Genomic DNA, 26,423 nt, shown 5'->3' with positions numbered 1-26,423 from the left:
GGCCAAATGTGCCGGCAAACGTCATAGTGGGTGCAAACATGGGACTGAGCGACGCGCCGTTGCTGTTCAATTTCGAAGTCGTATCGTCGGAGGATCTGACCTACATTCCGATGATCGTCCGTTTCAACCTCGACCGCTTCGGGCTGCGGATCTCGCTCGAGCAATGGCAGATGCTGCCGATCGAGGATCGCAAGCTGCTCGCGCGCTTTCCGGCCGACGAAGACGTCGTGATCGAGCCGAACTTCGATCATGCGCTGTTCGAGATGCTGCGTACGCACGCGAACGTTGAGCCGAGCTGGTTCCAGCCGGACGAGCATCCGGCCTGGCGCAGCGCCGATGCGGTGCCGGATGCGCTCGTCGCGCAGAGCGGGCTGGCCGGGCTGCAGGCGCCGTCGGCCGCGCAGTGGGCGACGCTCACGCCGTTTCAACGCTACGTGCTCGCGAAGCTGTCGCGCAAGCCGAAGCTCAACCACGACTTCATCCCCGCGATGCGCGAGTTCGGCCTCTCCGCGCATTGAGCGGGCGAGGCGGCGCCACGCGCGTTGCCCCGCCGTTCGCGCGCGGGCGCCGGATGCGACGCGCAGCCGCGCTTATTCGAGCGGCGGCAGCGCCCGCGGGCGGCGATCGGCGTCGGTCGCGACGTAGGTGAGGGTCGCTTCGGTCACCTTGACGATTTCGCTCATCAGACTCATCCGCTGTGCGTAAACCTCGACGTCGACCGTCACCGACGTGTTGCCCGTCTTGACGATGCTCGCGTAGAAGCTCAGCAGATCGCCGACGAACACCGGCTGCTTGAACAGGAAAGAATTGACCGCGACCGTCGCGACCCGGCCGTTCGCGCGGCGGCACGCCGGGATCGAGCCCGCGATGTCGACCTGCGCCATGATCCAGCCGCCGAATACGTCGCCGTGGACGTTCGCGTCGGACGGTTGCGGCACGACGCGCAGCGCGGGCGGTTTTTGCGGGAGTTGCAGGGGCGAATCGGTCATGGTTGAAGCTTCCATCTTGTAAGAAAAGCGGCCGGCTTGCGCGATTTCGCGCGCCGCCGCGGGCGAGGCGGCGCGCAGCGGCGCGAACCGGCTTCTGCGAGAATACAAAGTTCTGAAATTGTACGAGAAAGTGTGGATTGGGGCCGGGCCGGGCGGGCAGAATTGCGTCGCCCAAGCCGCATGGGCCGAGCCGGGCGGGCAGCTCAACGTCCGCCGTGCCGCATGGACCGGAACGCGCCGGCAGTCCGTCGGGTATTTCGTCGCGCGATTCGCGCCGCCAGCTGGCTACGCGACGCGCGTGGCGTAGCCAGCCGGCTCGAGACCGATCGCCATGCGGCGGCCGGGACGGCGGATGCAGATGGCCGCCGACGCGCGATTCGCGCGCGCCGCGCCCCTGCGTCGCACCGACGCCGGCCGTGCGAACCCGAAACGCATACTTTCACCGACGAAGCGAACCCACGAACTCCCCCATGCGCCGCTATCCCGCTTCTTCCGAGCCCGCGCCCATCGCGACCGGGCCGCGCAACGACTGGCAGACGATCCGCTCGCTGCTGCCGTACCTGACCGCCTACAAGTGGCGCGTCGCGTTCGCGCTCACGTGCCTGATCGGCGCGAAGGTCGCGAGCCTCGGCGTGCCCGTCGTGATGAAGCGGATCGTCGACAGTCTCGCCGCCGTCCAGCATCTGACCGCGCTCGGCCGCGCCGAGCAGTCGGCGAGCATCGTGCTCGCGGGCGGCGTGGGGCTCCTCGTGGTCGCGTACGCGTTCGTGCGTCTATCGACGTCGCTCTTCACCGAATTGCGCGAAATCCTGTTCTCGAAGGTGACGGAGAGCGCAGTGCGGCGGCTCGCGCTGCAGGTGTTCCGGCATCTGCACGGCCTGTCGCTGCGCTTTCACCTCGAACGGCAGACGGGCGGCATGTCGCGCGACATCGAGCGCGGCACGCGCGGCATCCAGCAATTAATCTCGTATTCGCTGTACAGCATCCTGCCGACGCTCGTCGAAGTGGGGCTCGTGCTCGGCTTCTTCGCCGTCAAGTACGAAGCGTATTACGCGTACGTGACGTTCGCGGCGCTCGTCGCGTACATCGTGTTCACCGTGAAGGTGACCGAGTGGCGCACGCATTTCCGCCGCACGATGAACGAGCTCGATTCGCGTGCGAACTCGCGTGCGATCGATTCGCTGATCAACTATGAGACGGTCAAGTATTTCGGCAACGAGGAGTGGGAAACGCAGCGCTACGACGAGAACCTGAAGCGCTACCGCAAGGCGGCGATCCGTTCGCAGAACTCGCTGTCGTTTCTCAACTTCGGCCAGCAGGCGATCATCGGCGCGGGGCTCGTGTTCATCCTGTGGCGCGCGACGCAGGGCGTGCTCGCGGGCAAGCTCACGCTCGGCGACCTCGTCCTCATCAACACCTTCATGCTGCAGTTGTACATTCCGCTCAACTTCCTGGGCGTCGTCTACCGCGAGCTGAAGCAGAGCCTGACCGACATGGACCGGATGTTCGGGCTGCTGTCGGCCGCGCGCGAAGTCGACGACGCGCCCGGCGCGCCCGCGCTGAAGGTGAACGGCGCGCAGGTGCGCTTCGAACGGGTGAATTTCAGCTACGAGCCGGCGCGGCAGATCCTGCACGACGTCGATTTCACGATCGAAGCGGGCTCGACGACCGCGGTCGTCGGCCACAGCGGCTCGGGCAAGTCGACACTGTCGCGCCTCTTGTTCCGCTTCTACGATCTCGGTCGCGCGACGGGCGGCGCGATCACGATCGACGGCCAGGACATCCGCGACGTGAAGCAGGATTCGCTGCGCGCGTCGATCGGCATCGTGCCGCAGGACACGGTGCTCTTCAACGACACGATCTACTACAACATCGCGTACGGCCGGCCGTCGGCGACGCGCGACGAGGTGATCGCGGCCGCGCGCGCCGCGCACATCCACACGTTCATCGAAAGTCTGCCGAAGGGCTATGACACGCCCGTCGGCGAGCGCGGGCTCAAGCTGTCGGGCGGCGAGAAGCAGCGCGTCGCGATCGCGCGGACGATCCTGAAGAACCCGCCGATCCTCGTGTTCGACGAAGCGACGTCGGCGCTCGATTCGCGTTCCGAGCGCGCGATCCAGCACGAGCTCGAGCAGATCGCGCGGCACCGGACGACGCTCGTGATCGCGCACCGGCTGTCGACCGTCGTGCACGCGGACCAGATCATCGTGATGGACCACGGGCGTATCGTCGAGCGCGGCACGCATGCCGAGCTGCTGCGCGCAGACGGCCTCTATGCGCAGATGTGGGCGCTGCAGCAGCAGCGCGCGGCGGCCGACGGCGCGGCGGCGGAAGAGGTTTAATGGGGCGGGGCGCGCCGCGCGCGGCATGGTGGCGCGGACTCGCGCGTCTCGGCCGATAGCGGCGCGTCGTTGTGTCGTTGCCGATTGGCGGCCGGCTGGACGCTCGGCGGATCACGCCGGAGCCGCTCGATGAACCCGGGCGAGCGGGCGTCAGCCGGCCGGCTTCAGCGCGCTGCCCTCAGCGCGGCGTCGAGCTCGCTCAGTTGCGCCGGCGTGCCGACGTTCTCCCACACACCCGCATATAGCTCGCCCGTCGCGCGGCGCGCGGCGATCGTTTCGCGAAAATAGGGGGTGAGCCGGCTGCGCGTGCCGGCGGGCAGAGCGCGGAACATTCGCGAGTCGTAGAGCGCGATGTTGCCGAATGTGACGCGCGGCGCGCCGTCGAGCGACAGCAGGCCGTCGCCGTCGAGCGCGAAGTCGCCCGCCGGATGGAACGGCGGGTTCGGCACCATCACGAGGTGCATGCCGGGCTCGGGCGCCGCAGCCAGCGCGGCGGCGCGCGCGCGCAGCGTCGCGTAGTCGAAGTTTGCGTAGACGTCACCCGCGACGCAGACGAACACCTTCGGCCCGCTGCCGTCCTCGATGAGCGGCAGCGCCTGCGCGATTCCGCCCGCCGTTTCGAGCGCCTCGCGCTCGGCCGAATAGACGAGCCGCACGCCCCAGCGCGAGCCGTCGCCAAGAGTGGCCTCGATCCGCTCGCCGAGCCATGCGTGGTTGACGACGATCGTGCGAATGCCCGCCGCGGCGAGCCGCTCGATCTGCCAGACGATCAGCGGCTTGCCGCCCGCCGCGAGGAGCGGCTTCGGCGTCGTGTCGGTGAGCGGGCGCATCCGTTCGCCGCGCCCGGCGGCGAAGATCATCGCCGTGTCGAGTGTGTGCGTCATCGTTCAGAACGTGTAGCCGACTTCGGCTGTCTTGTTTTCGAGCTCGTCGAGCAGCCTCGCGAACGGCGTGAGCGGCCGGTAGCGCAGCGCGACCTTGCGCGCGTAGCCGAGAAAGCGCGGCAGGTCGGCGAGATAGTGCGGCTTGTGATCGCGGTAGTTGATCCGCGCGAACAGGCCGAGCACCTTGATGTGGCGCTGCAGGCCCATCCATTCGAGCTGCCGGTAGAACTCGCCGAAGTCGGGCTCGACGGGCAGCCCGGCTTTCTTCGCCTTTTCCCAGTAGTACGCGAAGCAGTCGAGCTCGAACGCCTCGTCCCAACTGATGAACGCGTCGCGCAAGAGCGACACGACGTCGTACGTGAGCGGCCCGTAGACGGCGTCCTGGAAGTCGAGCACGCCCGGGTTCGGCTGAGCAATCAACAGGTTGCGGGGCATGAAGTCGCGCAGCATGTAGCCCTGCGGCTGCGCGCGCGCGCTCGCGATCAGCAGCGCGAACGTGCGGTCGAGCACGCCGCGCGCGTTATCCGTGAGCGTCTTGCCGAGATGCCGGCCGACGTACCACTCGGGCATCAGCTCCATCTCGCAGCGCAGGAACGCCTCGTCGAACGGCGGCAGCACGTCTTCGCGCGACGCGAGCTGCCAGCGGATCAGCGCGTCGAGCGCGTCGCGCATCAGCGGCCGAGCGGCGTCCGGCGCGGCGGGATCGAGCGCGGAGATGTACGAGCGCGTGCCGAGATCGGTGATGAGCATGAAGCCCGCGTCGAAGTCGTGTTCGAGCACTTTCGGCACGTTCAGACCGGCCGCGTCGAGCAACTGCGAGATCTGCACGAACTCGCGGCATTTCTCGGGCGGCGGCGCGTCGACGGCGATCGCGGTTCCGCCCGGCGCGGCCGCGCTCGCGATGCGGAAATAGCGCCGGAAGCTCGCGTCGGCGGACGCAGGGACGAGCGACGCCGGGTCGAGCGCGTAGCGGTCGGCGAACGTGGCGAGCCAGTCGGTGAGGAGGGCGAGGCGGGGATCGGCCAAGGGCTGCGTCATTGAAAGTCGGGGAGGGGGAACGTCTTGCCATATAATACCCCACGACTTTTTTGACGCGTCCCGTGTCAATCCCCGCCGGCGCGGGCCCGCAGTCCGCCACGCCGCTCGTTTGCCCGTTTTCCCCCGGTATGCGCGAAGCCGCAGTCACGGTTCGATTGCGAGGGCTGCGACGTGCGGAGGCCGGGTTTGACAGGGTCGATTCGCCGAACGATAGATGCCGCCTAAAACGTTATTCCCGCTCGTCCCAGCTTGCGATGCCGCGCCGCGCAAAAAACGGCTCGCGGTCGCGCTTTTGGCCGTACCGGGCCTCGTGCCGGCGGTGTCGCAGGCCCAGTTGTCGGGCGCCGCGGCCGAGCCGCAGGCGTTCGGCTCGCCGTGGGACCTTCGCCTCGCGCCGCAGCTCGACGAGCATCCGCAAAAGCAGCGCGGCAAGCCCGCGACGTTCGTCTTGGGCGACCACACGAACGGCACGGCCGACCAGGATCTCGCCGCGAAGGGCTCGGCCGAGATCCGGCGCGGCAATGCGGTCGTCAAGGCGGATGCGATCCACTACGACCAGGACACCGACATGGCCGACGCGTACGGCAAGGTCACGGTGTCGAACGCCGGCACGACGTTCTCGGGCCCCGAGGCGCATCTGAAGGTCGAGGCGAACCAGGGCTTCATGACGACGCCGAAGTACCATTTCACGGCGACGGGCGGCTCGGGCAGCGCCGAGCGGGTGCAACTGCTCGACAGCGAGCGCTCGGTGTTCACGAACGGCACCTACACGGGCTGCCAGTGCACGACGAACCCGGCGTGGTACATCAAGGGCACCGAGTTCGATTTCGATACGGGCGCCGACGAAGGCGTCGCGCGCAACGGCGTGCTGTTCTTCCAGGGCGTGCCGCTCTTCGGCAGCCCGTGGCTCACGTTCCCGCTGTCGGGCGAGCGGCGCAGCGGCTTCCTGCCGCCGACGTTCTCGCCGTTCAGCTCGACGAACGGCTTCGAATTCTCGCTGCCGTACTACTTCAATATCGCGCCGAATCGCGACCTGACGGTCACGCCGCACATCATCTCGAAGCGCGGGATCTTCACGCAGGCGACGTTCCGCTATCTGTCGACGAACTATTCGGGCACGCTGACGGGCGAATACCTGCCGGACGACCGTGTCGCGAAGCGCAACCGCTACGCGATCTACTGGCAGCACCAGCAGAACTTCGGCAACGGCTTCGGCGGCTACGTTTACTTCAACAAGGTTTCGGACAACCTGTATCCCGAGGATCTCGGATCCACGAACCAGTTCGTGAACGGGCTCCAGACGATTTATCAGCAGGAAGCCGGCCTGACGTACAACAACGGGCCGTGGTCCGTGCTCGGGCGCTACCAGCACTGGCAGACGCTCGCGCCGTCGGTCGCGCCGTACGGCCGCGAGCCGCAGTTGAACGTGAAGTACGCGAAGTACAACGTCGGCGGCTTCGACTTCGGCGCGGAAGCCGATTATTCGCGCTTCCGGATCACGACCGCCGACCAGCCGGAAGGCGATCGCGTGATGTTCAACCCGTACGTGTCGTACGGGGTGTACGGTCCCGGCTATTTCGTCGTACCGAAGGCGCAGATGCACTTCGCGTCGTACGACCTGACGACGACGACGGGCGGCGTGCCCGGCCAGGCGAAGCGCTTCACCTATTCGATTCCGACGCTCAGCTTCGATTCCGGGCTCATCTTCGACCGCTCGGTGCGCCTGTTCGGCCAGGATTTCATCCAGACGCTCGAGCCGCGGCTGTACTATGTGTACACGCCGTACCGGAACCAGTCGGACGCGCCGCTCTTCGACACGGCCGTGTCGGACTTCGGGCTCGCGGAGATCTTCACGCCGAACACCTTCGTCGGCAACGACCGGATCGCCGACGCGAACCGCCTGACGGCCGCGCTCACGACCCGCTTCATCAATCCGACGACGGGCGACGAGCGCGCGCGCTTCGTCATCGCGCAGCAGTACTACTTCACCGACCAGCGCGTGACGCTGCTGCCGACCGACGCGTCCGCGACCGCGCGGCACTCCGACCTGATCCTCGGTGCGTCGGTCAAGCTCGGCGCGGGCTTCGCGTCGGAAACCGCGTTCCAGTACAACGTCGACAACAACCAGCTCGTCAAGTCGAGCGTCGGCTTCGGCTACAGCCCGGGCGAGCGGCGCGTGATCAACGTCGGCTATCGCTACACGCGGCAGAACGCGACGCTCAGCAACGAGCCGATCAATCAGGTTCTCGTGTCCGCGCAATGGCCGCTCACGCGGCGGCTCTATGCGGTCGGCCGGCTCAACTACGATCTCGCGAGCAGCCGGGTTGTCGACGGTCTCGTCGGCTTCCAGTACGATGCCGACTGCTGGGCGTTCGGCGTTGGCGTCCAGCGCTACGCGAACGGCGTGAACACGTCGGGGCAGCAGAATTCGTCGACCCGCGTGCTCGCGCAGCTCGTGCTCAAGGGGCTGACGAGCATCGACAACGGACTCGTATCCTCGTTCCGCGCCGGCGTGCAGGGATATACGCCGCTGCCGCCCGCGCCGGCGCCGTTGTCGCGTTTCAGCAATTACGATTAACCGCCGACGAGGCGTTCGCGGCGAGCGGCGTTTGCGCAGCCCGCTTTCAATGGAGTACCTGTGGCAATGAAGAAAACCCTTCGCTTCGCGGCTATCGCATCCGGTCTGGTCGCGTCGCTCATCACGGTCGCACCGGCCGCGTCTGCGCAGGCGCTGCGCGCGCAGGGCGCGTCGCTCGCCGACGAGGTGGTCGCTGTCGTCAACAACGACGTGATCACCGGGCGCGAGCTCGATCAGCGCGTCGGCCTGATCGCGCGCCGTCTGCAGCAGCAGAAGGCGCCCGTGCCGCCGATCGACCAGTTGCGCGCACAGGTGCTGAACCAGATGGTGCTCGAGCGCATCCAGATCCAGCGGGCGAAGGACGACGGCATCGTCGTCGACAACGCCACCGTGCAGGCGACGCTCGGGCGCCTCGCGCAGGCGAACGGGATGCCGCTCGACCAATACAAGGCGCGCATCGAGGCGCAGGGCGTGCCGTGGGACGTGTTCGTGCGCGACGCGCGCACTGAGCTGATGCTCTCGAAGCTGCGCGAGAAGGAAGTCGACGGCAAGATCACCGTGTCGGACGCCGAAGTCGCGAGCTACATCGCGAGCCAGCGCGGCCCGAACGCCGGCTCGCAGCAGGATCTGCGGCTCGAGCACATCTTCGTGAAGGCGCCGACCAGCGCGCCGCAAGCCGACATCGACGTCGCGCAGAAGAAGGCGGAAGGCCTGCTGCAGCAGGCGCTCGCGTCAGGCGTCGATTTCGAGCGGCTCGCGAAGAACAATTCGGAAGCCGACGATGCGAAGAAGGGCGGCGATCTCGGCTTCAAGTCGCCGTCGTCGCTGCCGTCCGACGTCGTCGACGCGGTGTCGAAGCTGCGTCCCGGCCAGGTCAACCCGACGCTCGTCCGCGTGCCGGACGGCTTCGAGATCGTGCGTCTCGTCGACCGCCGCGCGAGCCAGAGCGTGTCGGCCGCGTCGCCGAAGATCGTGCAGACGCACGTGCGCCACATTCTGTTGCGCGTCGGCGAAGGCAAGTCGGAATCGCAGGCGCGCCAGCAACTGATCGACATCCGCCGGCAGGTCGAGGCGGGCGGCGATTTCGAGAAGTTCGCGCGCACCTACTCGCAGGACGGCTCGGCGTCGCAAGGCGGTGATCTCGGCTGGATCAGCCCGGGCGAGACGGTGCCGGAATTCGAGCGTGCGATGAACAGCCTGCAGGATGGCCAGGTCAGCAACCCGGTGCGCACCGAGTACGGCTACCACCTGATTCAGGTGCTCGGCCGCCGCGACGCGGAAGGCTCGGTGCAGCAGCAGATGGACATCGCGCGCCAGGCGATCGGCCAGCGCAAGGCCGAGCAGGCGTACTCGGACTGGCTGCGCGAGCTGCGCGACTCGTCGTACGTGCAGGTCAAGCTGCCTGTCGTCCAATAAGCGCGTAGCCGAAACATGTCCGCCAGCCCGCAGCCGCTGCGCATCGCGATCACGACCGGCGAGCCGGCCGGCGTCGGCCCCGAGCTGACGGCCCGTGCACTCGCCGACGCGGCGGCGCGCTGGCCCGACGCGCGCTTCACGGTGCTCGGCGACGCGGGCCTGATCGCCGAGCGCGCAGCCGCGGTCGGCGTCGATTGGGCGCGCATGACGGCGAGCGGTGCAGACGCGCATGTCGCAGACGCGCATGTCGCAAACGCGCATGTCGCAAACGCGCATGTCGCGGTCGCGCATCGCGCGCTCGCCGCACCCGCCGAAGCGGGCAAGCTGAATCCGGCGAACGGGCGCTACGTGCTCGATCTGCTCGACGCGGCGATCGACGGCGCGGTCGCCGGCGCATTCGACGCGATCGTCACCGCGCCGCTGCAAAAGAGCACGATCAACGATGCCGGCGTGCCGTTCACCGGCCATACCGAATATCTCGCCGAGCGCACGCATACGCCGCACGTCGTGATGATGCTCGCGGGCACGGGCGAGCGGCCGCTGCGCGTCGCGCTCGCGACGACGCACCTGCCGCTCAAGGACGTGTCGGCCGCGCTGACCATCGACGGCCTCGCCGATACGCTCGCGATCGTCGACCGCGACCTGCGCCGCAGCTTCGGTCTCGCCGCACCGCGCATTCTCGTGACGGGCCTCAATCCGCACGCGGGCGAGAACGGTTATCTCGGCCGCGAGGAAATCGACGTGATCGAGCCGGCGCTTGTGCGCGCGCGGGCCGCGGGCATCGACGCGCGCGGGCCTTATCCCGCCGACACGCTGTTCCAGCCGCGCTACCTCGAGCACGCGGATTGCGTGCTCGCGATGTTCCACGACCAGGGGCTGCCGGTCCTCAAGTACGCGACGTTCGGCGAGGGCATCAACGTCACGCTCGGCCTGCCGATCATCCGCACGTCGGTCGATCACGGCACCGCGCTCGATCTCGCCGGTACGGGCCGCGCCGATCCGGGCAGCCTCGTCGCCGCGATCGATACCGCCGTGACGATGGCGCGCCATCGGCGCGCGGGCTGAATTTTCGCGTCATCCGTTTTTCTATTTTTCGATGTCGAACAGCAGACAGCACCAAGGGCATTTCGCGCGCAAGCGCTTCGGGCAGAACTTTCTCGTCGATCACGGCGTGATCGACGCGATCGTCGCGGCGATCCGGCCCGAGCGCGGCGAGCGGATGGTCGAAATCGGGCCGGGCCTCGGCGCGCTGACGGGGCCCGTGATCGCGCGGCTCGCGACGCCCGGCTCGCCGCTGCACGCGGTCGAGCTCGACCGCGACCTGATCGGCCGCCTGAAGCAGCGCTTCGGCGACCTGCTCGAGCTGCACGCGGGCGACGCGCTCGCGTTCGACTTCGGCTCGCTCGCCCTGCCAGGCGACAAGCCGTCGCTGCGGATCATCGGCAATCTGCCGTACAACATTTCGAGCCCGCTGCTGTTCCATCTGATGTCGTTCGCGCACGTCGTGATCGACCAGCATTTCATGCTGCAGAACGAGGTCGTCGAGCGGATGGTCGCGGAGCCGGGCACGAAGGCGTTCAGCCGGCTGTCGGTGATGCTTCAGTACCGCTACACGATGGACAAGCTGATCGACGTGCCGCCCGAATCGTTCCAGCCGCCGCCGAAGGTCGATTCGGCGATCGTGCGGATGATCCCGCATGCGCCGCACGAGTTGCAGACCGTCGATCCGGCGGCGCTCGGCGAAGTCGTGACGGCCGCATTCTCGCAGCGCCGCAAGATGCTGCGCAACACGCTCGGCGGCTATCGCGATCTCGTCGATTTCGATGCGCTCGGCTTCGATCTCGCGCGACGCGCGGAAGATGTCGATGTCGACGAGTACGTGCGCGTCGCGCAGGCGGTCGGCGCGCGGCGCGCGGGCGGCTGATCGGCGGCTGACGGGGCAGGGCGCGTCGCGCGATTTTGTCCGGTCGGCGCCGGCGATAGGGGGCGCTTGGGGCGGCTTCGTCGTTGCGCGGATTGCTTCCGGCATCGCTTCTTTTCGGTTGCGGGGCGCGACGCCGTAAGCATGCATCCGCGCGCTGGCCTCGGACGAGGGGCTTTCTCGATCTATGCGCGGTCGATCGTCGATACGCGGCGGTCTTGCCGCGTGGCGGGCCAGGGCGCGGCGACGGCATGGCTGCGCGGTGGCTTTCGCGGTGCCGTCGACAACGCTTCTTCAGGGCCGAAGCCTGCAATCCTCACGCTGCGCGCATCGGCGTATCCGTGCCGACACATCAGCGCATTGGCGTATCGGCACGCCGGCACATGCACGTCGACACGTCGGCGCGCTTGCAGATCCACGCGTGAGCACGTCGGCACGGTGGCACATCAGCCCATCGGCGCAGCGATTTGCGCCGGCCTCCATTTCTCTCGACCAACCCCGCATGCACTTACTTGCCGTCGCCGCGCGGCGGCGCGTTGACGAGCCCGATGCCCGCCAGCACGAGCACGGCCGCCGCGCCGAAGCGCGCATCGACCGAATCGCCGAGCAGCAGCACGCCGAAGCTCACGCCGAAGAGCGGCGCGAGGAACGTGAACACGGAAAGCCGCGCCGCGCTGTAGCGCGTCAGCAGCCAATACCACGCGAGATAGCTCGCGAACGCGACGATCACGCCCTGATACGCGAGGCTCGCGACGGCGAGCGGCGTCACGTGCGCGAGCGTCGTCTGTCCGGTCATGACGGCGAGCCCCAGCAGCACGGCCGACGACACCGTCAACTGGTAGAACAGCGTCTTGCTCGCGGTCGCGCGAGCGAGCGACGTCGAGCGCACGACGACCGTCGTCGCCGCCCACATCACGCCGCCGAGCACGCCGAGCGCGTCGCCCGCGAGTCCGGCGAGCGCCGATGCGCCGTCCGCGGCCGGCCGTGCGAAGCCGTCGGCGAATGCGACGGCGATGCCCGCGAACGCGATCGCGACGCCCGTCCATTGCGTGCGGCGCATCTTCTCGCCGGGCGCGAACAGGTGCAGCCCGAGCGCGGTGAAGCACGGCGCCGTGTAGAGAAAGATCGCCATGCGTGCGGCGCTCGTCAGCGTGAGGCCGAAGAAGAGGCAGACGAACTCGCCCGCGAACAGCGTGCCTGCGGCGACGCCCGCGCCGAACGTGCCGTCCGCGCGAAAGAGCGGCGTGCCGCGCGCGCCCGCCCATGCCCACACGCCGATGGCCGCGATCGCTGAGCGCAGCCCGGCCTGGAGCATCGGCGGGATCGCGTGCGTTGCGCTCTTGATCGCGACTTGCTGGAAGCCCCAGATCGCGCACAGCAGAACCATCACGCCGATCGCGCGCAAATCGAGCGACGGGCGCGCCGGCGCATAGGCGACGGCGCTCATCGGGCGCTCCTGAAAACGGCGGCGTGAGCCGAGAACGGGACGCCGGCCGGGCGCTCGGCGGGCCGGCTCGGTTCGAAGAAATGGGTTCGCACGGTTCGCAGGCCGATGGGATCGGCGGTCGGAGAGGGTTGTTCGGATCTTCGATTCGTTACGGGACGCCGACCGGGCGGACGTCGTCGCGCAGCGCGGCAGGCAGCGTTGCGGCGCACGCATCGCGAGCCCGCCGCGACGATCTTAACCGATCGCGCCGCGCGCCGCGCATCGCCCCTGCTGCCCGGATGGACGAGGCGCGTGCCGGCGGGAATCGCGCGGGTCTGGTACATTCGCACGTTCAAGCAAGTCCCCACGGAGTACCCATCATGCGTTTGCTTCACACGATGCTGCGAGTCGGCGATCTCGACCGCTCGATCAAGTTCTACACCGAGCTGCTCGGCATGAAATTGCTGCGCCGCGACGACTATCCGGACGGGAAATTCACGCTCGCGTTCGTCGGCTACGGCGACGAGCGGGACCACACGGTCATCGAGCTCACCCACAACTGGGACACGAAGTCGTACGAGCTCGGCACGGGCTTCGGCCATCTCGCGCTCGAGGTCGACGACGCGTACAAGGCGTGCGAGCAGATCAAGGCGCAAGGCGGCAAGGTCACGCGCGAAGCCGGGCCGATGAAGCACGGATCGACGGTGATCGCGTTCGTCGAAGATCCGGACGGCTACAAGATCGAGTTCATTCAGCGGAAGATTCACTGAGCGCAGTCTCACCGCGCGGGGCGCTGCGGCGCTCCGCGCCGGCCTGCGGTGCGCGATGCGATCGAGCATGCGTACCGCGTCGTTGTTCGTTCCCATGATCTTGCTTGGCTTCGGCTGCGCCACGCAGCGGCGCGGTTGCGTTCGCGGGCGGGTGCCGCGCGGGTTCGAGCGCCGCTGCGGGTAATGCGCTGCATGCCGTCGCGCGGATGCGTCGGATGTGCGATGCGGGACGAACGCAGTGCGAGGAAAAGAAGACCGAGCCGGTTGAATCGATCCGGGCCGGCGTCAGTCGGCCGGCAGTCGTGACGATGAAGACCGGCCCGTGTCGGATGCTGCGGCGGCGCTCGGCCGCGGCGAGCGTTTCCCGTTCGAGGTTTGCAAGCCGAATCGCCAGCGAGCGGGCGGTCGCACCATCGACGCGCGGCGCTCAGAGCGCCGGCAGCAGCTCCGGCGGATGGTGCTTCAGCGTATGCCGCGCTTCGCGGAATTCCGGGAAGATCGATTCGACCGTCTGCCAGAACGCCGGGCTATGGTTCATCTCGCGCAGATGCGACAGCTCGTGCGCGACGACGTAATCGACGATCGACATCGGGAAGTGGACGAGCCGCCAGTTCAGGCGGATCTTGCCGTCGCTCGAGCAACTGCCCCAGCGCGTCGCGGCCGACGACAGCGCATACATCGAATACGTGACGCCGAGCTTCTCCGCATACATCGCCAGCCGCTCGCCGAAGATCCGCTTGGCCTCGTTCTGCAGCCAGCCCTGCACGCGATCCTTGATCTGCTGCTCGCTCGCGTGCGCGGGCAGGCCGAGCTCGAGCGTCGCGGCGGCCGCATCGAAGCAGAGCGCGCCCTTCGCCGACGCGAGCGCGATGCTGACGGGCTTGCCGAGATACGGAATCTGCGCGCCTTCCTTCCAGTCGATCTGCGGCAGCGCGCGCTGCTCGGTTCGCGTCTGCCATTCGGCGAGCTTGTTGAAGATCCAGCGGCGCTTCTCGGCGATCGCCGCTTCGATGTCGGCGAGCGTCACCCAGCGCGGCGCGGTGATCGTGAGGCCGCTGCCGTCGATCGCGAAGCCGATCGTGCGGCGCGCCGAGCGCTTCAGCTTGTATTCGAGCACGCGGCCGTCGAGCGCGAGCGTGCGGCGTCGGGAGCGGTCGGCGTCGGGTGGCGCAGCGGGTGCGGCGGGCGCAACGGACGAAGCGGGCGGAACGGCGGAAGGGGAAGCGGGGGACGGCGAGGCGGCCGGCCCGTCGAAGAGCGGCAGGTCGAGCTGGCGGTGATCGAGCGCCACGACGGCCGGCCGCGGCCTGGGACGCTTCGGCATCAGTTCGCTTCGTTTGGCGGTGCGCAATGGGTGAAACTCGCTTGACTTCAGGTACGCGCGGCGTCGGACGCACGGTCGGCGCCGCGTGCGCCGTCGCGCTCGTGCCGGTAGGCGTCCGGGTCGATGCGGCGCATTTCCGCTTCGATCCAGTTTTCGACGCGTTCGTTCAATTGATCGGGGGTGAGGCCTTGCGTGTCGATCGGCTTGCCGATCGACACCGTGACGGTGCCGGGATATTTCATAAACGAATTGCGCGGCCACACGCGTCCCGCGTTGTGCGCGATCGGCACGACGGGCGCGCCCGCGCCGATCGCGAAGCGCGCGCCACCCGTCTTGTACTTGCCCTGGCTGCCGACCGGCGTGCGCGTGCCTTCCGGAAACATGATGACCCACGCGCCGTCCGCCATCCGTGCGCGGCCCTGGCGGATCACCGAGTCGAACGCGTTCTTGCCGTCCTTGCGGTTGATGTGGACCATGTGCAGCATCCCGAGCGCCCAGCCGAAGAACGGCACGTACAGCAGCTCGCGCTTGAACACGTAGCAAAGCGGCTTCGGCATCAGCGCGGGCAGCGCGACCGTCTCCCACGCGGACTGATGCTTCGGCAGCAGCACCGCGGGACCGTCGGGCAGGTTCTCGAACCCTTCGACGCGATACCGGATGCCGTTCAGCCAGCGTGCGACGAAGAGCGTCGACTTGCACCAGCCGGCCGCCATCCAGTAGCGTGCGTTCGGGCGCAGGAACGGGAACGCGATGAAGCACGCGGTCGCGTACAGCGCCGTGTAGACGATGAAATAGACGAAAAGCAGCAGGGAGCGGACGAAGCGCATCGGCGTGACGTTACGGTGAGGGAGGATGCGCGCGGGACGGCATCACTCGTGATCTTCGGAAAGGAAATCGAGCGCGAACGCGCGCAGGTCGTCGTGCACGCGCGTGCCGTCCGGCAGCCCGCCCGCAGCGAGCGTCTTCTTGCCCTTGCCCGTCAGCACGAGGTGCGGCCGAAAGCCGAGCGCCGCGCCTGCCAGCAGGTCGCGCAGCGAATCGCCGACGACGGGCGTGTCCTCCGGATCGATCTCGAAACGCTCGGCGATCAGCTTCATCATGCCCGGCTGCGGCTTGCGGCAGTCGCAGTGGTCGTCGGCCGTGTGCGGGCAGAAGAACACCGCGTCGATCCGCCCGCCGACCGCGGCCGCCGCGCGATGCATCTTCAAATGCATCGCGTTCAGCGTCGCCATGTCGAAGAGGCCGCGGCCGATGCCCGACTGGTTCGTCGCGACGACGACGCGGTAGCCCGCGTGATTGAGCCGCGCGATCGCCTCGAGGCTGCCGGGCAGCGCGACCCACTCGTCGGGAGATTTGACGAATGCGTCCGAATCGACGTTGATGACGCCGTCCCGGTCGAGGATGACGAGCTTCTTGCTGAGACTGGTCGGCATCGCGTGGTTCCTCTGGCTTATGCGGCGAGCTTCGAGATGTCGGCGACGCAGTTCATCTGCTGATGCAGCGCGGACAGCAGCGCGAGCCGGTTCGCGCGCAGCGCGGGATCCTCGGTGTTGACCATCACGTCGTTGAAGAACGTGTCGACGGGCGTGCGCAGCGCGGCGAGCGCGGACAGGGCGCCCGTGTACGCGCGCGCCTCGAGCTGCGACTGCACGCGCGGCGTCACTTCGGCGAGTTGCTCGTGCAGCGCCTTCTCGGCCGGTTCGACGAAGAGGGTCGGCTGCACCGCGCCGTTCGCACCGCTCTCCGACTTCTTCAGGATGTTCGCGATCCGCTTGTTCGCGGCCGCGAGCGCTTCGCTTTCGTCGAGGCGCGCGAACTCGCGCACCGCGTCGAGGCGCGCGACGATGTCGTCGAGGCGCGTCGGGTTCAGGCTCAGCACCGCATCGACTTCGCCCGCCGAGTAGCCGCGCTCGCGCAGCAGGCCGCGCAGGCGGTCGATGAAGAACGCGTAGATCGCGTCGGTCGATTCGACGACGCCCGGCACCGCCGCGAAACGTTCGTACGCGGTGCGCAGCAGCCAGACGAGATCGAGCGGAAGCTGCTTCTCGAGCAACAGGCGCAGCACGCCGAGCGCGTGGCGGCGCAGCGCGAACGGATCCTTCTCGCCCGTCGGCGCGAGGCCGATGCCCCAGATGCCGACGATCGTCTCGAGCTTGTCGGCGAGCGCGACCGCCGTGCTGACGGGCGTCGTCGGCAGCGCGTCGCCGGAGAAGCGCGGCTGATAGTGCTCGGTGCACGCGATCGCGACGTCTTCCGGCTCGCCGTCGTGGCGCGCGTAGTACGTGCCCATCGTGCCTTGCAGCTCGGGAAACTCGCCGACCATGTCGGTCAGCAGGTCGGCCTTCGCGAGACGGGCCGCGCGGATCGCGACCGTCGCGTCGGCGCCGATCGCGGGCGCGATCTCGCCCGCGAGCGTCTCGAGGCGCTCGATGCGCGCGAGCTGCGAGCCGAGCTTGTTGTGATAAACGACGTTCGCGAGGAGCGGCACGCGGTCGGCGAGCGGTTTCTTCTTGTCCTGCTCGAAGAAGAACTTCGCGTCGGCGAGGCGCGGGCGCACGACGCGCTCGTTGCCTTCGATGATCTCGCTCGGCGTCTTCGTCTCGATGTTCGACACGATCAAAAAGCGCGAGCGCAGCTTGCCCGCCGCGTCGGTGAGCGCGAAGTACTTCTGGTTCGTCTGCATCGTGAGGATCAGGCACTCCTGCGGGACCTGCAGGAATTCGTCCTCGAAGCGGCACGGATAGACGACGGGCCATTCGACGAGCGACGTCACTTCGTCGAGGAGCGCCTCCGGCATCACGACCTCGTCGCCTTGCGCATGCGCGTCGAGCTGCGTGCGGATCGCGTCCTTGCGGCCCGCGAAGTGCGCGATCACGCGGCCCTTCTCGCGCAGCGTGTCCGCGTACGCGCTTGCGTGCTGGATCGCGACGAGGCCGTCCGATAGGAAGCGGTGGCCGAGCGTCGTGTCGCCCGCGTCGATGCCGAATGCGGAGACGGGCACGATGCGTTCGTCGTGCAGCACGGTCAGGCGGTGCACGGGGCGCACGAACTGGACGTCGGCGCCGTCCGGGCGCTGATAGGTCATCACCTTCGGGATCGGCAGCTTCGCGAGCGTTTCGTCGAGCGCGGCCTGCAGGCCGTCGGCGAGCGTCGCGCCGGGCGCCGCGTAGTTGACGAAGAACGCTTCGGCCTTGCCGTCGTGCGCGCGCTCGAGATCGGCGATCGACAGGTTCGGGTGGCCGAGCGCGGCGAGCTTCTTCGCGAGCGGCGCAGCCGGCTTGCCTGCCGTGTCGAGCGCGACCGACACCGGCAGCACTTTTTCGCGGACCTGCTTTTCCGGCGCGACGGCGCGCACGTTCTGCACGACGACGGCCAAGCGTCGCGGCGTCGCGTAGCGTTCGAAGGCGAGCTCGCCTTCGATCAGGTCGCGCGCGGCGAGACGTTGCGCGATGCCTTCGGCGAACGCGTCGCCCAGGCGCGCGAGCGCCTTCGGCGGCAGCTCTTCGGTCAGCAGTTCGACGAGCAGGGAAGCGGGATGGTTTTGCGTCATGGTGTAAAGAATCTCGTCAGTCCTGATCGATCTTGCGTTCGGCCTTCAGCGGCGGCGCCCATGCGGGCTGCGCGGCCTCCTGCGCGTCGGTGGTCAAGCCCGGCACGCCCGGCACCGGGTTGCCGATCATCGGGAAGCCGAGCTTCTCGCGCGAATCGTAGTACGCCTGCGCGACGAGCCGCGACAGCGCGCGAATGCGGCCGATGTACGCGGCGCGCTCGGTCACGGAGATCGCGCCGCGCGCGTCGAGCAGGTTGAACGTGTGGCCCGCCTTCAGCACGAGCTCGTACGCGGGCAGCGCGAGTTGCGTTTCGATCATCCGCTTCGCTTCGGCTTCGTAGCTGTTGAAGAACGTGAAGAGCAGGTCGACGTTCGCCTGCTCGAAGTTGTAGGTCGATTGCTCGACTTCGTTCTGGTGATAGACGTCGCCGTAGGTCAGGCGGCGCAGCTCGGGGCCGTTCGGGCCCGGCTCTTCCCACTCGGTCCAGATCAGGTCGTAGACGTTCTCGACCTTTTGCAGGTACATCGCGAGGCGCTCGAGGCCGTACGTGATTTCGCCGAGCACCGGCTTGCAGTCGAGGCCGCCCACTTGCTGGAAGTACGTGAACTGCGTGACTTCCATGCCGTTCAGCCAGACTTCCCAGCCGAGGCCCCACGCGCCGAGCGTCGGGTTCTCCCAGTCGTCCTCGACGAAGCGCACGTCGTTCTGCTTCAGGTCGAAGCCGAGCGCTTCCAGCGAGCCGAGGTACAGGTCGAGGATGTTCTCCGGCGCGGGCTTCAGCACGACCTGGTACTGGTAGTAGTGCTGCAGGCGGTTCGGGTTCTCGCCGTAGCGTCCGTCCTTCGGGCGGCGCGACGGCTGCACGTACGCGGCGCGCCACGGCTCGGGGCCGATCGCGCGCAGGAACGTGTGCACGTGCGACGTGCCGGCGCCGACTTCCATGTCGATCGGCTGGAGCAGGGCGCAACCCTGCCTGTCCCAATAGGACTGGAGCGTCAGGATGATTTGCTGAAACGTAAGCATGAGAGGCCTTCGTGGCGCTGGGCGCTCTGCTTCGGGCTGCCGGCGCGAGCGAGGTTCGCGCCGGCAGCTCGCGCGGCGCGCGGCTTGGGTCTGTGCTAAAACACGCAATTTTACCGGATCGGCGGACGGGTGCGGCCGGAACGGGGTGGGGCAGCCCTCCATACGCGTTCGCGGGCGCGAAAATCGCGGGAAAACGTGCGGCTGCGCGGGGCGGCGCGCACGGCGCGTCGACGCGATTCCCCGGCGATCTCGACACGTTCCTTGCCGCCGGCGATGTCGAGGACGTGAGCCGCGTCCCGGCGCGCGGCGGCGCTGCGCCGAGCGCGCGGCGTGCGGCGCATGACGTTCGACGCAGCGCGCGGCAGACGGCGCTCGGCGGGCGCTCCGCGACGGATCGTGTGTCGGGCATTCGCTCGGGCGCGCATGCCGGCCGGGCGACGCGGCGAAGCCCTCGTCGCATTTTCGAGATGCCCGGGCGATGTCGAGCCGGTAAGATGGAGCGCTTCCGGCGCCGCGAGGTGCGCCACGCTGTCACCGTGACGATCGCTTATGTCTTCAGCCGCATCCAGTCCGAATGTTCCGCTCGTGCCGCCGCTCGTCGCGATGCTTCGCCGGTCGCTCGACGCCAGCGGCGACGCCCGCGCGATCTGGCTCGAGGCCGCCCGCCTGCTGCATCCCGTGGACGACGCCGCCATCCCGCAACTGACGATGGCGCTCGTCGGCGCAGGGCGCACGGACGACGCAGTCGAACTTGCGCGCCTCTACGACGCACTCGCGCCGACGTCGCCCGCCGCCGCGTTCAATCACGGCTACGCGCTGCAGTATGCGGGGCGGCATGCGGATGCGATCTCGCCATACCGACGAGTGTTGGCCGTCGCGCCCGCGTGGCCGTCGCTGAAGAACAACCTCGCGGTTGCCGTCCGAATGGCGGGAGGCGACGCGGCGGAGGAACTTGCGCTGCTAGAAGGGGCGGCGGCCGACGCACCGTCGGCGCCCGACGCGTGGATCAATCTCGTCATCGCGCGGCTGCGCGGCTGCGATCTGCCGGGCGCCCTCGAGGCGTCGGCGAAGGCGCTCGCGCTCGCGCCCGACAGCCCACTCGCGCTCAACAACGCGGCGATGGCGTACAAGGAAGCACAGCGCTGGGACGACGCCGAACGCATCGCGGCGCGCGTCAGCGAGCGCGATCCCGATAATGCGTCGCATCGCTTCAACCTCGCGCTGATTCATCTCGCGCGCGGTGACTATGCGGCCGGCTGGCCGGAGCACGAGATGCGCTGGAGCGGCGCGCCCGAGCTGCGCGGCAAGCTGCCCGCGCTGCCCGGCCCGCGCTGGCGCGGCGAGCCGCTCGCAGGCAAGACGCTGCTCGTGTGGGGCGAGCAGGGAATGGGCGACCTGCTGCAGTTCGCCCGCTTCGTGCCGGCGCTCGCCGAGCGCGTGCATCGCGAAGGCGGGCGGCTCGAGTGGAATTCGTTTCCGCAGATGGGCGATCTGCTCGTGCGCAGCCTGGGCGCGCACGTCGACGGCTATCGCGCGGGCGGCGGCGTCGCCGCGCTCCAGCCGTTCGACTATGAGATTCCGCTGATGAGCGCGCCTTGGATGCTCGGACTTGGCGACGCGCTGCTCGGCGACACCGTGCCGTATCTGCGCGCGGACGACGCGGCGATCGCCGGATGGCGCGAGCGCTTCGCCGCGTCGGCGCCGGTGGACGCAGCGCCGCTGCGCGTGGGGCTCGCGTGGACGGGCAGCCTCACGCATCAGCGCAATCCGTTCCGGCGCGTCGGCCTCGACCGGTATGCCGCCGCGTTCGGCGGGATCGGCGGCGTGACGTTTCATTCGCTGCAGCCGGGCGCGGCGGCGGATGTCGAGGCGGCGCGCGCGGCGGGCTTTCCGATCGTCGACGAAACCGCCGAGCTGAGTACGTTCGACGACACGGCGGCCTACGTCGGCGCGCTCGATCTGGTCGTGAGCGTCTGCACGTCGGTCGCGCATCTGAGCGGCGCGCTCGGGCGGCCGACGTGGGTGCTGCTCGACGTCAATCCGCACTGGGTGTGGCAGCTCGAGCGGCGCGACAGTCCGTGGTATCCGACTGCGACGCTGTATCGTCAGCGCGCGTTCGCGCGCTGGGAGCCGGTGATGGAGGAGGCGGCGCGCGATCTGTGCGAATGGGCGCAGCGCGCGCGCTGATGCGGGAAAGCAGGCCGGCCGTCTGCGCGGGCGGCCGACGATGGCTGCGCGCCCACACCGGCGGCGTCAGCCGCGCCGGCGCAGCCCCGGCCCGAACGCGAAGCCGAACGCGAGCAGCAGCAGCGACAGCGCGAGCACCGTCGCATTGCCGCTCGTCACGTACGGCGTGCGGCCGGCGGTGCCTTCGATCCGCACGTCGAGCGAGCCGATCGTGTACGGCTTCAGCTGGCCGAGCACGCGCCCCTGCGCGTCGATCGCGGCCGTCATTCCTGTGTTCGTCGCGCGCAGCATCGGCCGGCCCGTCTCGAGCGAGCGCATCCGCGCGATCTGCAGGTGCTGGTCGAGCGCGATCGTGTCGCCGAACCACGCGAGGTTCGTCACGTTGACGAGCACGCCGGGCGACACCGGATTGTCGCGGATCGTCGCCGCGATCTGTTCGCCGAAAATGTCTTCGTAGCAGATGTCGGCCATCACCGGCTGGTTGCGCACGATGAACGGCTGCTGGACCGGCGCGCCGCGCGCGAAATCGCCGAGCGGCATCTTCATCAGGTCGACGAACCAGCGAAAGCCCCACGGGATGAACTCGCCGAACGGCACCAGATGATGCTTGTCGTAGCGGTAGATGTCGCGCGAATGCGGCGTCACGCCGTACAGGCTGTTCGTGTAATCGACGATCCGGCCATCGGCCGTCACCGTGCCGCCGACCGCGCCGAACAGCACCGCCGTGTCGGTCGTGTCGCTGAAATTGCGCACCGCGCGCGCGAACGGCTCGGGCAGCTCCTGGATCAGCACCGCGATCGCCGTCTCCGGCGTGACGATCAGATCGGCGGGCTTGTCGGTGATCATCTTCTGATACATCTCGATCGCGGCCTTGATGCCCGCTTCCTCGAACTTGATGTCCTGCTTCACGTTGCCTTGCAGCAGGCGCACCGTGAGCGGCGCGTTCGCGGGCACGGTCCACGGCACGAGCGCGAGCAGCGGGCCGATCGCGACGAACGCGACGGCTGCGAGCGCCGGCGCCGCGACGCGCGGCGCGCGGGACGACCGGGGTGCGCCGCCTGTCGCGTTTGCATCGGCGCTGCCGTTTTCGCGGCGGTCGCCGTCGCCGCGCGCGCGCGCGACCGCCTGCACGGCGAGCGCCGCGACGAGCGCGAGCACCCAGCCGATCCCGTAGACGCCGACGATCGACGCATAGCCGGCGAGCGGCCCGTCGACCTGCGCATAGCCGCTCGCGAGCCACGGAAAGCCGGTGAGCACGGTGCCGCGCAGCCATTCGCCGACGGCCCACGCGCTCGCGAATGCGAATGCGCCGTGCCAGGTCGGCGAGAACGGGCGCGGATCGGCCGTGCGGCCGTTTTGCGCGTGGCCTGCGCAGAACGACCAGAGGCCCGCCGAGAACGCCGGATAGATCGCCAGGTACAGGCAGAACAGCACGAGCGCGCCGCCCGCGAGCGGCGCGGCCATCTCGCCGTACACGTGCATGCTGATGTAGAGCCACCAGATGCCGGTGATGAAGTTGCCGAAGCCGAACGCGCCGCCCGTGGCCGCCGCGTGCTTCCAGCTCGTCGTGCGCGTGAGCTGCGCGAAGAGCCACGCGAATACGACGAGCTGCAGCCAGCCGCCGTGCGGCGTCGGCGCGAACGTCAGCGTGTTGGCCGCGCCCGCGAGGAGCGCGGCCGGATAGTGCCAGACGGGCAGCGCGCGGCCGCTCGCCGAAGAGGAGACGCTCGGTTGCGAGCGGGTCGAGATCGGTTCGGCCATGCGTTGCGTCGGGAGAGCGGGTTGGGGAAACGGGCGGGCGGCGCGTCAGTCTTCGCCGGCCGAGCTGCTGCGCCGGCCCGCGAGCGGCGCGCGGCGCACGAGCAGCACGTGGATCTGGCGGGCGTCGCCGCGCTGGATCTCGAACAGCAGGTCGCCCAGGCGCACCTTCTCGCCGCGATGCGGGACGCGGCCGAAGTGGTGCGTGATGAGGCCGCCGATCGTGTCGACTTCATCATCGGAGAAATCGGTGCCGAACGTTTCGTTGAACTGCTCGATCTCGGTCAGCGCGCGCACGCGGTAGCGGCCGTCCGGCGCGGCGATGATGTTGCCGGCTTCCTCGTCGAAATCGTATTCGTCCTCGATGTCGCCGACGATCTGCTCGAGCACGTCCTCGATCGTGATGAGGCCCGCGACGCCGCCGTATTCGTCGACGACGATCGCGAGGTGGTTGCGGTTCACGCGGAAGTCGTGCAGCAGCACGTTCAGCCGTTTCGATTCGGGGATGAAGACGGCGGGGCGCAGCATCCCGCGCACGTCGAATTCCTCTTCCGCGTAGAAGCGCAGCAGGTCCTTGGCCAGCAGGACGCCGATCACGTTGTCGCGGTTGTCTTCGTACACCGGGTAGCGCGAGTGCGCCTTCTCGAGCACGAACGGGATGAAATCCTCGGGCTTGTCGGCGATGTTGAGCGCGTCCATCTGGGCGCGGGGCACCATGATGTCGCGCGCGCACAGGTCGGACACCTGGAACACGCCTTCGATCATCGACAGCGAATCGGCGTCGATCAGGTTGCGTTCGTGCGCGTCCTGGAGGATTTCGAGGAGCTCGGCCCGCGAATCGGGTTCGGGCGAGATGAAGTCGGTCAGACGCTCGAGCAGCGAGCGTTTTTCATGCGGTTTGTCGGAGGATTTTCGACTGGGATACGAATCGTTCATGGTGGTGCGCCCCGCGAATCGGAGGCGCGCTGTCACGGAATTGGCAAGGATACACCAAGGTCATGGCGCGACCGTGTCGACGGGCGTCCGCGCGAGCCGAAGCGGCTTTTCGCGCGATTCCGGCCAGACGGCGCGGCCTTGGGCGTGCCCTCATCGTAGCGCAGAAACAGGCGCGCGGGCGGCGGCGGAAAAAAAGCGGCGGATGGGACGAGATGCCGCGGCGCGCCGCGGAGCGCTCGCCGGCGCGCCGGGATGTGCGTCGGCGCGGCGATGTCTATGGTCGGTCGGATGGGCGCAGGACGGGCAACCGGGTCGCTCGGCAGAAGGGGGCGTGGCCCGACGCGGCAGGAAGCCGTGCGGCGAGGCGGGCGGCCAGGCCGGCGCGAAGGGGCGCGGCGCGGCGAGCCGAATTGCATGGTCGATCGCTCGAGAAACCGGGCGGGACGTGAATTTCGCGAGGCAGGCGGGCGATGCGGGTTCGTGGAGCCGGTCGGCGAGACGTGGCGGGGAGACCGCGCGTGCGACCGGCATCGGCGGGGCATACGGCCGGGAGCACGATCCGTAACGGCGCGCGATGCCCGCCGGTTTCTCGCGCCGATCCGGCAGGATGCCGGCGGCGAACTATGGGCAGCGAACTACCGGCAGCGCGCGAGCAGCGCCTCGAGCGCCCGGTCGGGCATTCCGCTGTCGCGCAGCGCGTCGACGGTGCGGCTCACGTAGTCGAGCGTCGTGCCATAGCGGCCGCTCGCGCAGCCGAATACGGCCTTCACGACGTCGTCGGTCAGCTTGCCGGTGTAGGTCGGGACGTCACGCCGCATCACGAACGCGAGCGCGCTGACCCGCTCGCCGCCCGCGAGCGCGCACGGCAGCCACGCGGGACGATACGAGCCCATCGCCATCTCGCGCCGCCACAGCGCTTCGAGGTGCGGCATCGCGGTGCGGCCGGCGAGCCGGAACGCGAGCCCCATGCACGAGCCGCCGCGGTCGAGCGCGAGCACGAGCCCCGGCTGCTCGGGCGTGCCGCGGTTCACGCGCGACCACAAGTAGAGCCCGCGGTGGTAGCCGTGGACCTTCCCGCGCACCGCCTCGACGGCCGGCATGCCCGGGTTCCAGATCAGCGAGCCATAGCCGAACAGCCACAGATCGCTCGTGCGATCCCAGCCGGCGAGCGTCGCGCCGAGCGACGCCGCGAGTTCGCCGTCGCTCAGGTAGCGCGCTTCGCCGAGCGACGGAGGGTAGGGGCGGCGGGTGGGGGCGGGTGCGGGGCGGCTCACGGCGGGCGGGGCGATGCGAATCAGCGGTACGGATTCGGAAAGCCGAGCTTCGCGAGGATGTCGATTTCGAGCGCTTCCATCTCGGCCGCGTCTTCGTCGCCGCGCTCGTGGTCGTAGCCCTGCGCATGCAGCGCGCCGTGCACGAGCAGGTGCGCGTAATGCGCGACGAGCGTCTTGCCCTGCTCGCGCGCTTCCTTTTCGACGATCGGGCAGCACAGCACGAGGTCCGCGACCGTGACGCCGTCCGGCTCCTCGCCGTACGCGAAGGTCAGCACGTTGGTCGCGTAGTCCTTGTGCCGATAGCTGTTGTTGAGCGCGCGCCCTTCGTCCGCGCCGACGAAGCGCACGGTGAACTGCGCATCGGAAAAGATCGCGGGCTCGAGCCATTCGGCGATCACCTTGCGCTTCGGCAGCGACTTGCGCTGCGCGTCGCCGACCTCGTCGCCGTACTGGACCGCGAGATCGAGCTCGGGCTCGTGCGCCTGGGCTTCGCCGTCGGCTTCGTCGTGCGCGAAGTCCGGATTCTCGTCGGCGCCGACCTCGACGGTCACGCTGTCGTAGTGCTCGGGGCGCAGCGCGATCGTCGCGCGCAGCGACGGATCCGTGTGCTGCGCGACGATCGCGACCGCCGCGTCGCCCGAGCTGCCGGACAGGTCGAATATCAGGCTGCGGCCGTCGGCGAAGTCGACGCGCAGCGCCTGTGCATCGACGGTCTTGACTTTGCCTTTCGCGTCGAGCAGCGACAGGCGAGGGAACGCGGGTTGCGCCGCGTCGGCGCGTACGGGCTTTGAGGAACGGGACGATTTCATGACGCTTGCGTCGGTTTGAACGCGGTTGAGGATACACCAAACGGACAAGCCCCCGGAGCGCCGTTTAACAGGATCGCCGGAAGCGGGGAAGGTGCTGGCGCGCGGCGGTCGGGCGACTCGAAGGGGCGGTGTACGGCCGGCGCTCGGCGACGGGTGAGGGCCTGAAAACGGCCGGCTGTTCGGTCGGCGCTTCGCCG

At 68.7% G+C, this 26,423-nt stretch carries 21 protein-coding genes; 8 read left to right on the top strand and 13 right to left on the bottom strand.

Translation table 11 applies throughout. From position 1 onward, the window contains the following. Nucleotides 1-38: 38 nt before the first annotated feature. Nucleotides 39-518 carry a nitrate reductase associated protein gene (locus WS70_RS15715; RefSeq protein ID WP_059469111.1) on the top strand — a complete coding sequence of 160 codons (480 nt, stop codon included), beginning with the start codon at nt 39-41 and terminating at the stop codon, nt 516-518. A gap of 72 nt (nt 519-590) precedes the next feature. Here the strand turns inward: WS70_RS15715 and WS70_RS15710 are convergent, their stop codons facing one another. Next, nucleotides 591-989: an acyl-CoA thioesterase gene (locus WS70_RS15710; protein WP_059469135.1), complete on the bottom strand. Its 399-nt coding sequence runs from the start codon at nt 987-989 to the stop codon at nt 591-593. A 470-nt stretch (nt 990-1,459) separates the two neighbouring features. On the opposite strand from WS70_RS15710, the gene WS70_RS15700 reads away from it, so the two are divergent. After that, the gene (locus tag WS70_RS15700) at nt 1,460-3,331 is read left to right on the top strand and encodes an ABCB family ABC transporter ATP-binding protein/permease (protein ID WP_059596736.1); all 1,872 of its coding nucleotides are present in this window, start codon (nt 1,460-1,462) and stop codon (nt 3,329-3,331) included. Nucleotides 3,332-3,495: 164 nt separating this feature from the next. Here the strand turns inward: WS70_RS15700 and murU are convergent, their stop codons facing one another. After that, nucleotides 3,496-4,215: an N-acetylmuramate alpha-1-phosphate uridylyltransferase MurU gene (gene murU / locus WS70_RS15695; protein ID WP_059596735.1), complete on the bottom strand. Its 720-nt coding sequence runs from the start codon at nt 4,213-4,215 to the stop codon at nt 3,496-3,498. Between the two features lie 3 nt (nt 4,216-4,218). Then, complete coding sequence (locus WS70_RS15690) at nt 4,219-5,253, bottom strand: aminoglycoside phosphotransferase family protein (protein WP_059596734.1); 1,035 nt, start codon at nt 5,251-5,253, stop codon at nt 4,219-4,221. A gap of 214 nt (nt 5,254-5,467) precedes the next feature. Between WS70_RS15690 and WS70_RS15685 the strand changes: the two genes are divergently transcribed. From WS70_RS15685 to rsmA, 4 genes are all read left to right on the top strand, one after another. Further along, nucleotides 5,468-7,831: an LPS-assembly protein LptD gene (locus tag WS70_RS15685; RefSeq protein ID WP_059469107.1), complete on the top strand. Its 2,364-nt coding sequence runs from the start codon at nt 5,468-5,470 to the stop codon at nt 7,829-7,831. Nucleotides 7,832-7,897: 66 nt separating this feature from the next. Continuing rightward, nucleotides 7,898-9,247 carry a peptidylprolyl isomerase gene (locus WS70_RS15680; protein WP_059469106.1) on the top strand — a complete coding sequence of 450 codons (1,350 nt, stop codon included), beginning with the start codon at nt 7,898-7,900 and terminating at the stop codon, nt 9,245-9,247. 15 nt (nt 9,248-9,262) lie between these two features. Continuing rightward, nucleotides 9,263-10,312, top strand: a complete 1,050-nt coding sequence (pdxA, locus tag WS70_RS15675) for a 4-hydroxythreonine-4-phosphate dehydrogenase PdxA (RefSeq protein ID WP_059596733.1) — start codon at nt 9,263-9,265, stop codon at nt 10,310-10,312. Nucleotides 10,313-10,343: 31 nt separating this feature from the next. After that, nucleotides 10,344-11,171 (top strand): 16S rRNA (adenine(1518)-N(6)/adenine(1519)-N(6))-dimethyltransferase RsmA, encoded by an 828-nt coding sequence (rsmA, locus tag WS70_RS15670; RefSeq protein ID WP_059469104.1) that lies wholly within the window; start codon nt 10,344-10,346, stop codon nt 11,169-11,171. 505 nt (nt 11,172-11,676) lie between these two features. On the opposite strand, the gene WS70_RS15665 is transcribed toward rsmA, so the two are convergent. After that, entirely contained in the window at nt 11,677-12,615 is a 939-nt protein-coding gene (locus WS70_RS15665) for a DMT family transporter (protein ID WP_059469103.1), read from the bottom strand. A 359-nt stretch (nt 12,616-12,974) separates the two neighbouring features. Here WS70_RS15665 and gloA point away from each other — a divergent pair, with 359 nt between their 5' ends. Then, a complete protein-coding gene (gloA, locus tag WS70_RS15660; RefSeq protein ID WP_059469102.1) occupies nt 12,975-13,364 on the top strand; it encodes a lactoylglutathione lyase in 390 nt (129 codons plus the stop codon). 427 nt (nt 13,365-13,791) lie between these two features. Here gloA and WS70_RS15655 read toward each other — a convergent pair whose 3' ends face one another. From WS70_RS15655 to glyQ, 5 genes are read right to left on the bottom strand one after another with little or no spacing between them, the layout of a single operon-like run. Further along, on the bottom strand, nt 13,792-14,688 hold the full coding sequence (locus WS70_RS15655; RefSeq protein ID WP_059469101.1) for a M48 family metallopeptidase: 897 nt from the start codon (nt 14,686-14,688) through the stop codon (nt 13,792-13,794). A gap of 47 nt (nt 14,689-14,735) precedes the next feature. Beyond that, a complete protein-coding gene (locus WS70_RS15650) occupies nt 14,736-15,515 on the bottom strand; it encodes a lysophospholipid acyltransferase family protein (RefSeq protein WP_059596732.1) in 780 nt (259 codons plus the stop codon). A 42-nt stretch (nt 15,516-15,557) separates the two neighbouring features. Next, nucleotides 15,558-16,121: a D-glycero-beta-D-manno-heptose 1,7-bisphosphate 7-phosphatase gene (gene gmhB, locus WS70_RS15645; RefSeq protein ID WP_059469099.1), complete on the bottom strand. Its 564-nt coding sequence runs from the start codon at nt 16,119-16,121 to the stop codon at nt 15,558-15,560. Between the two features lie 17 nt (nt 16,122-16,138). Further along, the gene (gene glyS / locus WS70_RS15640) at nt 16,139-18,238 is read right to left on the bottom strand and encodes a glycine--tRNA ligase subunit beta (RefSeq protein ID WP_059596731.1); all 2,100 of its coding nucleotides are present in this window, start codon (nt 18,236-18,238) and stop codon (nt 16,139-16,141) included. A gap of 16 nt (nt 18,239-18,254) precedes the next feature. After that, the gene (gene glyQ / locus WS70_RS15635) at nt 18,255-19,262 is read right to left on the bottom strand and encodes a glycine--tRNA ligase subunit alpha (RefSeq protein ID WP_082722180.1); all 1,008 of its coding nucleotides are present in this window, start codon (nt 19,260-19,262) and stop codon (nt 18,255-18,257) included. 549 nt (nt 19,263-19,811) lie between these two features. Here glyQ and WS70_RS15630 point away from each other — a divergent pair. Beyond that, nucleotides 19,812-21,449, top strand: coding sequence for a tetratricopeptide repeat protein (locus tag WS70_RS15630; RefSeq protein WP_059469096.1), 1,638 nt, complete (start codon nt 19,812-19,814; stop codon nt 21,447-21,449). Between the two features lie 66 nt (nt 21,450-21,515). Here the strand turns inward: WS70_RS15630 and lnt are convergent, their stop codons facing one another. From lnt to ybeY, 4 genes are all read right to left on the bottom strand, one after another. Continuing rightward, nucleotides 21,516-23,210: an apolipoprotein N-acyltransferase gene (lnt, locus tag WS70_RS15625; protein WP_059596730.1), complete on the bottom strand. Its 1,695-nt coding sequence runs from the start codon at nt 23,208-23,210 to the stop codon at nt 21,516-21,518. 45 nt (nt 23,211-23,255) lie between these two features. Beyond that, nucleotides 23,256-24,143, bottom strand: coding sequence for an HlyC/CorC family transporter (locus WS70_RS15620; RefSeq protein ID WP_038751910.1), 888 nt, complete (start codon nt 24,141-24,143; stop codon nt 23,256-23,258). A 635-nt stretch (nt 24,144-24,778) separates the two neighbouring features. Next, complete coding sequence (locus WS70_RS15615) at nt 24,779-25,417, bottom strand: gamma-glutamylcyclotransferase (RefSeq protein WP_059469094.1); 639 nt, start codon at nt 25,415-25,417, stop codon at nt 24,779-24,781. A gap of 20 nt (nt 25,418-25,437) precedes the next feature. Beyond that, entirely contained in the window at nt 25,438-26,226 is a 789-nt protein-coding gene (gene ybeY, locus WS70_RS15610; RefSeq protein WP_059469093.1) for an rRNA maturation RNase YbeY, read from the bottom strand. Nucleotides 26,227-26,423: the final 197 nt, after the last annotated feature.

This window comes from Burkholderia mayonis, assembly GCF_001523745.2.
GTDB classification, from domain to species: Bacteria; Pseudomonadota; Gammaproteobacteria; order Burkholderiales; family Burkholderiaceae; genus Burkholderia; species Burkholderia mayonis.
The sequence above is the reverse complement of the archived record's forward strand: the minus strand, read 5'-3'. Positions and strand labels throughout refer to the sequence as shown.